The organism is Rickettsia endosymbiont of Culicoides newsteadi (assembly GCF_002259525.1).
GTDB lineage: Bacteria > Pseudomonadota > Alphaproteobacteria > Rickettsiales > Rickettsiaceae > Tisiphia.
This window is the reverse complement of sequence record NZ_MWZE01000062.1, coordinates 1-6,820: the sequence shown is the minus strand read 5'-3', so window position 1 is coordinate 6,820 and position 6,820 is coordinate 1. Positions and strand designations below refer to the sequence as shown.

Sequence of the window (6,820 nt, the reverse complement as noted above, 5' to 3'; positions counted from 1 at the left end):
AAAAAAACATTTATCACAGGCATTAACTCCTTGCAACTCCTATATCTCCTTTATTTTTTCTTATCCCTTATCCCGAATTGACGTAATTTACATTCTCAACTTGTAAATTCCCATTCCCAGGAATAATTAAATTTTCTTGATCTTTATAACTTTTGCAAGAAACAAGAATTATAAATATAATTACTAAAAAAATAGTAATTATTATCAGATTATTTTGAAATAGTTCTAAACTAGTTTTATTTATTTTCATAATTTTACCTTGTTTTTCTGTTATACTCGATAATCAAGTTTTTTGCAGAGCTTATAACTGAGGCTAAATACTAATCGGATTTATAACGTCACCAACTTCTCATCAACTGACTATATAATAGCATAATTTTATAACACCACTAATAGCTAAAACCCTTATAAAATTTATTTTAGTAAAGCCGGCAATTAAAGGAATGAATTTTCCCCATAATGGTATGAATATAAGCCATAATATCAATATGTTATATTTAAAAAAAAACTGAGATAATAATTGCTGATTAGTATGAATCTGGGTATTTTTAGAAAAATAAAAAATTCTCCATAACATTATACCAAAAAAATAATTTATACTAGTAGCAACTAATGAAGCAATAGTTGCTACCACCACTATTATTAAATTATTATAAACACCAAACATTTTCATAGAATGAACAATTAGTTCACTATCTAAACTTATAACTAAATTACCTACTAAACTATCGGTAAATAATAACGAATAGGCTTCAAACTGCTCCATAATTCAAACTAGTCTCAGCAATTATAAATTCAAAAATGACAGAGCCTAACAATTCGAGGGTCAGTCATTTTACTCTCTCGATTTGCTCTGCCTTATGTTTAAGTAGCATAGTTTTTGCTATAGCTTTCATTGCTTCGGTTTTACCTTCGACTCTACCTTTGGCTTCAGTCGCTACTAAAGTAATGCCTTGCTAATAAGTGCCAGTTTACTGTACTTTCAGTAATTCATTGATTTTAGTAATAGATAGTCCAGTAATTCTCGCTATTTCTTCAATAGAGCTACCATTATTTATCATCATTTTTATTAATTTAGCTTCTCCGATTCTAATACCATCCTGTACTCCGATTTTAATACCATCTTGCACTCCGATTTGAATCCCTTCTTCTTTCCATACTTGAGCTATACTAGGCATAAGTTCTTCTCCTTTTTCTTTAGTTAAACTATTTTTTAATATTTTTTCTAACTCTATTTTATCACTTTGCTCAATAAAGGTCAAAGTATAGCTCAATAGATTTCTTATGTGGTCATGACCTATTGTTATTTTACTCAATTTAGGCAAGAGATAAGAGATTTCTTGCCATCTTTTCAGTAATTGACGTTCGTGGATGTGCTTAAGGAAAAATAACAAAATCCCAGACCATATTTTTTTCTTGAGTTCTTCATCGGGGATGTCATGTACGTTAATAAGCTGACAATCATTTGTCCAAAAGCCTCTGGCTAAATCTGGATGGCTAAATAAATTCCATATATTGAGCGATGCGTTATATTTCTTCTTGCCATTATAAATTATTAGGGGATAAATTACTGGAAGGCGTTTAGCTTTAGGATTAGTAGTTAAATATCGATCACAAATATTAATCATATATTTAAATAACCTAAATGCCATCATTTTATCAACAGTACTTTGATGTTCCAATAGCAAAAAAATATAGCCATCCTGATCATTAAACTTAACAGAAAATAATACATCAGAAATAGTTTCAGAAAGGTCTGGCTCAATAAAACTATCTTTTTCTAATTTTAAAGATGTGCTATCGATTAAAGCCAACACATCCTTCGGCAAATGAGTTGCCAAAAATTCTTTAGCAACTATGGGATTCTCCATAGATTTGCGAAAGATTTCATCATGTTTTGGCTTGTCTAGAGTCATAATAAAATTTACTTATATATTCACCTTACCCACATCTATTAGCGAGAACACGTAGTGGTCGTGGCAATCCAAAAAAATCATTACTTTAGTTATTAGACCTCTTTCAAAACTCGCTTATGCTGAGGAATTTGAAGGAGACGCGGAACGCAGAACCGCAGCGTACTCTAGCGTACGTGAGGATTCGAGTACCGCATCGACGTACAAATTACCAGCAGAAGTAGAGTTTTGAAAGAGGTCTATTGCAGACAGCCTCCTAGATTGCCTTATGTAGGGAGTCTAGTGTACCGCCCACTTAATTTGTTTTAAATTAACACCTTCTTGAACCATCTCCCAAAGAGGACTCAGTTCTCTTAACTTGTTAATTTTTGACTTTATTAACTCTACAGCATAATCTATTTCTTCTTTAGTGGTAAATCTACCAATACCAAACCTAATCGATGTATGTGCCATTTCTTCGTCAACCCCCATAGCTCTTAACACATATGATGGCTCCAGTGAAGATGAGGTACAAGCTGAACCAGATGAAACGGCTAAATCCTTAATAGCCAATATCATTGACTCCCCTTCGACATAAGCAAAACTTAAATTTAAATTTCCCTTATATCTCTTATGCATATCACCGTTTAAATAGACATCAGCAATTTGTTTAGTAATATTATTATAAAATCTATCAAAAAGCTCTTCTACTAGTTTAGCATCTTGCGACATTTCCGATAGAGCTAATTCAGCTGCTGCCCCGAGTCCAACAATTAAAGGAGTTGGGAGAGTTCCAGAACGCATACCTCTTTCCTGTCCACCACCATTTAAAATTGGCACTAATCGTATCCTAGGTTTTTTTCTTACATATAAAGCTCCAATACCTTTGGGACCATAAATTTTATGCCCAGAAATACTTGCCAAATCAATGTTACAATCATTAACATCTATGGGGATTTTACCATATCCTTGGGCAATATCTGAGTGAAAGAATACGCCTAATTCCCGACAAATTTTGCCAATTTCTTTAATTGGCTGAATAACACCGATTTCATTATTTACCGCCATCACCGATACCAGCATAGTTTGGTCGGTTATGGCATTTCTTAATTGCTGTAAATCAATCAAGCCATTTGCCTGAATTGGCAAATATGTTACCTTAAATCCTTCATTTTCTAAATGCCGACAAGCATCTAAAACGCATTTATGTTCACTTATCACTGTTATTATGTGATTTTTCTTACTACCATAGAATTTAGCAATACCTTTTATCGCTAAATTGTTAGATTCAGTAGCACCAGAAGTAAAAACAATTTCTTTAGAATCAGCACCAATAAGCCTTGCCACTTTCTCTCTTGACATTTCTACAGCTTCTTCAGCTTCCCAACCAAAGGAATGACTCCTAGAGTGCGGATTACCAAATTTAGTAGTAAAATACGGCAACATACATTCTAGAGCCCTTGGATCCATAGGGGTTGTTGATTGATAATCCATATAAATTGGTAGCGATTTACCAGTTAATTTTACTTGTTGTCTTAATTTTTCTAATTTATCCATTTGAGTATACTTCTTCAAACGCTTTAATAAATGTCACAACATCTTCAATAGTTTGTTGATAATCGAAACTGATTCTAATCGAAGACCTAGCATCTTCCTCACTAACCCCCATAGAAGATAACACATGTGACTTGCCAACTTTTCCTGATGAACAGGCAGAGCCGGAACTCACCGCTATACCCCTTAAATCAAAAGCTATCAACTTAGTTTGTGCATCAGTTTCTGGCACAATCATCAAGGTAGTATTAGGTAGTCTTTCAACATTCTTTGACACTATTTTAACATTTTTATAGTTAAGTAAATTCTGCTCCAAATATGTTTGTAATTTCTTCATTTTATTATATCTATCTGCTAGCTCATTAGTAACTATTGATGATGCAAGCCCGAACGAGGCAATTGCCAGCACATTTTCTGTACCTGAGCGAATATTCCTCTCTTGCCCTCCGCCAATCATCATCGCTTTAAGCGTATTTCCTGCCTTAACAATCAACGCACTACTACCCTGCATTCCTCCTAATTTGTGAGCTGATATAGTAGCAAAATCAACAGCTAGTTCTTTAATATTGACCGGTATTTTGCCAACTGCTTGCACGCAATCACTATGAAATACCGCTCCATATTTTTGGGCAATTTTAACTAGCTGCTGTATGTTTTGTACAACACCACTTTCATTATTAGCCAACATCACAGAGACTAGCTTTTTACTAGCTTGACTAGTTGATAATAATTGCTCTAAATGTTCAATATCAACAATGCCATCACTATCAACGCGGATAATTTTAATATTATCCCGATATTTAGTGTGATCAAAGATCGATAAATGCTCTATACTAGAAACAAAAATTTCTCCATCGTAATAATTATTCATCAGCAAATTATTACTCTCTGTACCAGAGGAAGTAAAAATTACCTGATATTCCCTAGAATTTATATCAGCTCCAACAGATTTCGCAACCTGCTGCCTAGCTATTTCTACTAAACTTCGAGCATAACGCCCCTTTGTATGAATAGAAGACGGATTATAATAGGTCTCTATCATCAAATTCTCCATCAGCTCTTTAACCTTAGGATGAATGTTAGTAGTAGCATTATGATCTAAATATAACATAAATTTTCAGCCCACTAATACAAAAGTTGTAAAAAAATAATTTTTATATTAGTTAATATAGGAAGTCAAGTATACCTAAAGCATATCAGCTATCGAAATAGTATCAAAATAATCCCTTATATGCCGACTTAAACCCAACCATAAATGATGGGCGTTACATTGCACTTTATTAGGTACACAACTATTTCCAGATTTCCCTAAACATCTGGTCATTTCGATATTCTCATCTACCGCATCAATAATATTAGTAATCCTGATTTTATCTAATTTTTTATTAATGATATAACCACCTTTTCGACCTTTAGCTGATCTAACTATGTTAGCTTTCTTCAGTTTTGCAAAAATTTGCTCCAAATAATTAACCGGTATATGTTGTTTTGCTGAAATTTCAGCCAAGGTAACAGGCGTATCCGACATTTGTGATGCAATTTCTAAGATTGCCATCACCGCATATCGCCCTTTTGTAGTTAATTGCATACAAACGACTCCACCATTATAGCATATATCTTATAATATCCTACTAATTTAGTCAAGTATTCTATTAACAAAAAAATCCAATTGACAGTAGCGAAATTGGTAACTAAACTTTACTTATTAGGAGGTTGTTTGCGATAATTAATAAATCAATAATCATATTATAAATTTTAAAATGGAGAGTAACCCATGTCTAAGAATCAAGATAATGCTTCTTTAATAAGTGATGAAACAACAGAAGCAGAAAGAAAAAAACATGAAGAATTTTTAGCATATTTAGAAAATGTCCGAGCAGAATTTGAGGAAAAGTCAGTAGAGGAAATCAAAGAATCTAGCATATTAGAGTTGGCTAAGTATTTTTGTAATGATTATTTGCTTATCATAAAACATCAAAAACAGAGCGAGAAATTTTCTGATCCCCAAAGCAGTGAGGAAGAACAACAGAAAGCTTATAGCTATCTAGACGAACACACTGAATCTAACATAGACAAGTTCATAACAGCTTTTGGTGAACTCAAAATTAAGACTTTAAAATTGTTAACATCATATGAAACTGCTCCTAGCGTCCCATTTACTTATTGGGCAGAAGATATAAAAAGTAGTCTGAATTCCTTACAGTCAGAAACACTTTTATCTTCCTTTGAAAAAATATCAGATGTTAATTCTTCAATTGGAGACAAGCTGTTTACTGCTGTTCTTCGTTATGAGCAATTATTAAAGCCTCCTGATTACCAAGCAATTTTGGAAAAAATTATCAACACAGAAGCAGAAACACAAAAATGCGAGGAATTTTTAGCCCCTTTAGAAAATACCGAGCAAAGTTTGAGAAAAAGTCAGTAGAGGAAATCAAAAAATCTAGCGTATTGGAGTTGGCTCAGTATTTTTGTGCTGCTTATCAGCTGATCGAACAGTATCAAATACAGAGCAAAAATCTTTCTGATTCCAGCAACGACAGGGAGGAGACAAAACACAAAGCGTATATCTATCTAGACGAACACAGCAAACCTGATACAGACAAGTTTATAACAGCCTTTGATGCACTGAAAACTAAACTCCAAGTAGTACTAAACAGTAATTATGGTAATTCTGATATTAATGAGTCTTTCAAAACTTGGATAGCAGCAACTAAAGGGTGTCTGAATAATGTACAGAAAGAAGATTTTAATGCTTTTTTTAGCGAAATACCAGAAACAGACAAACCTTCAATTAAAAAAGAGGTGTTATTTACTTTCCTTGGTTTTAAGCAATTCGTAGAAAATCCTATTTACCAAGAATCTATGGAAAAGATTATCATAACAGATATTTCGGAAAAACAAGAATCTACTATTGAGATATGCGATAAAGAATTATCAGAAGAAAAAGCTGTATCTAATATAACCGAGCAGATATTGCAAATTTTGGATAATACTTTGGATATTGTACCTATAACTGGTGATAATTCTGATTCTGATGACAATGATTTAGCTTAACTGGTTAAAGATTGGATTGCTTCGACCATTACATGGTCTCGCAATGACGTATATGCACCCCAAATGTCATTGCGAGGAGACCGTAAGGTCGACGAAGCAATCCATTTCTAATCAACTTTTACTCGATAATCAAGTTTTTTGCAGATTTGAATAAAATATAGGACAATGGTTGTCATCCCTGCGAAGGCAGGGAACTAAAAATGCCATGAGGTATAATAGATTCCGCACCGAAGCAGGAATGATGGTATGGACGAGTGAAGCGAAATATGCTTTACTTGTACGGAGTCAGCTGAAAAATAGTTTTCAGCTGCTCCAAATTA

At 33.4% G+C, this 6,820-nt stretch carries 8 protein-coding genes; 2 read left to right on the top strand and 6 right to left on the bottom strand.

The window, feature by feature from the left end; all coding sequences use genetic code 11:
* Positions 1–67: 67 nt before the first annotated feature.
* The 6 genes from RiCNE_RS04925 to RiCNE_RS04895 all read right to left on the bottom strand — a co-directional run bounded on the left by RiCNE_RS04925 (position 68) and on the right by RiCNE_RS04895 (position 5,034).
* Positions 68–250, bottom strand: a complete 183-nt coding sequence (locus tag RiCNE_RS04925) for a hypothetical protein (RefSeq protein ID WP_094649491.1) — start codon at positions 248–250, stop codon at positions 68–70.
* Between the two features lie 102 nt (positions 251–352).
* Complete coding sequence (locus RiCNE_RS04920) at positions 353–766, bottom strand: YqaA family protein (protein WP_094649490.1); 414 nt, start codon at positions 764–766, stop codon at positions 353–355.
* A 205-nt stretch (positions 767–971) separates the two neighbouring features.
* Entirely contained in the window at positions 972–1,916 is a 945-nt protein-coding gene (locus tag RiCNE_RS04915) for an Rpn family recombination-promoting nuclease/putative transposase (RefSeq protein ID WP_094649489.1), read from the bottom strand.
* 276 nt (positions 1,917–2,192) lie between these two features.
* Entirely contained in the window at positions 2,193–3,449 is a 1,257-nt protein-coding gene (locus tag RiCNE_RS04905) for an IscS subfamily cysteine desulfurase (protein ID WP_094649488.1), read from the bottom strand.
* Positions 3,442–4,557, bottom strand: coding sequence for a cysteine desulfurase family protein (locus RiCNE_RS04900; RefSeq protein WP_094649487.1), 1,116 nt, complete (start codon positions 4,555–4,557; stop codon positions 3,442–3,444). Before RiCNE_RS04900 ends, RiCNE_RS04905 begins: the two co-directional genes overlap by 8 nt.
* Before the next feature lie 75 nt (positions 4,558–4,632).
* Positions 4,633–5,034, bottom strand: a complete 402-nt coding sequence (locus tag RiCNE_RS04895; RefSeq protein ID WP_094649486.1) for an Rrf2 family transcriptional regulator — start codon at positions 5,032–5,034, stop codon at positions 4,633–4,635.
* A gap of 186 nt (positions 5,035–5,220) precedes the next feature.
* On the opposite strand from RiCNE_RS04895, the gene RiCNE_RS04890 reads away from it, so the two are divergent.
* Positions 5,221–5,871 carry a hypothetical protein gene (locus RiCNE_RS04890; protein WP_094649485.1) on the top strand — a complete coding sequence of 217 codons (651 nt, stop codon included), beginning with the start codon at positions 5,221–5,223 and terminating at the stop codon, positions 5,869–5,871.
* A complete protein-coding gene (locus RiCNE_RS04885) occupies positions 5,811–6,500 on the top strand; it encodes a hypothetical protein (protein WP_094649484.1) in 690 nt (229 codons plus the stop codon). The genes RiCNE_RS04890 and RiCNE_RS04885 overlap by 61 nt, the downstream gene beginning before the upstream one ends.
* Positions 6,501–6,820: the final 320 nt, after the last annotated feature.

Bases quoted from the DNA above. Each gene is read 5' to 3' on its own strand.
- RiCNE_RS04925 (WP_094649491.1), bottom strand. From the start codon at position 250: ATGAAAATAAATAAAACTAGTTTAGAACTATTTCAAAATAATCTGATA.
- RiCNE_RS04920 (WP_094649490.1), bottom strand. From the start codon at position 766: ATGGAGCAGTTTGAAGCCTATTCGTTATTATTTACCGATAGTTTAGTA.
- RiCNE_RS04915 (WP_094649489.1), bottom strand. From the start codon at position 1,916: ATGACTCTAGACAAGCCAAAACATGATGAAATCTTTCGCAAATCTATG.
- RiCNE_RS04905 (WP_094649488.1), bottom strand. From the start codon at position 3,449: ATGGATAAATTAGAAAAATTAAGACAACAAGTAAAATTAACTGGTAAA.
- RiCNE_RS04900 (WP_094649487.1), bottom strand. From the start codon at position 4,557: ATGTTATATTTAGATCATAATGCTACTACTAACATTCATCCTAAGGTT.
- RiCNE_RS04895 (WP_094649486.1), bottom strand. From the start codon at position 5,034: ATGCAATTAACTACAAAAGGGCGATATGCGGTGATGGCAATCTTAGAA.
- RiCNE_RS04890 (WP_094649485.1), top strand. From the start codon at position 5,221: ATGTCTAAGAATCAAGATAATGCTTCTTTAATAAGTGATGAAACAACA.
- RiCNE_RS04885 (WP_094649484.1), top strand. From the start codon at position 5,811: ATGCGAGGAATTTTTAGCCCCTTTAGAAAATACCGAGCAAAGTTTGAG.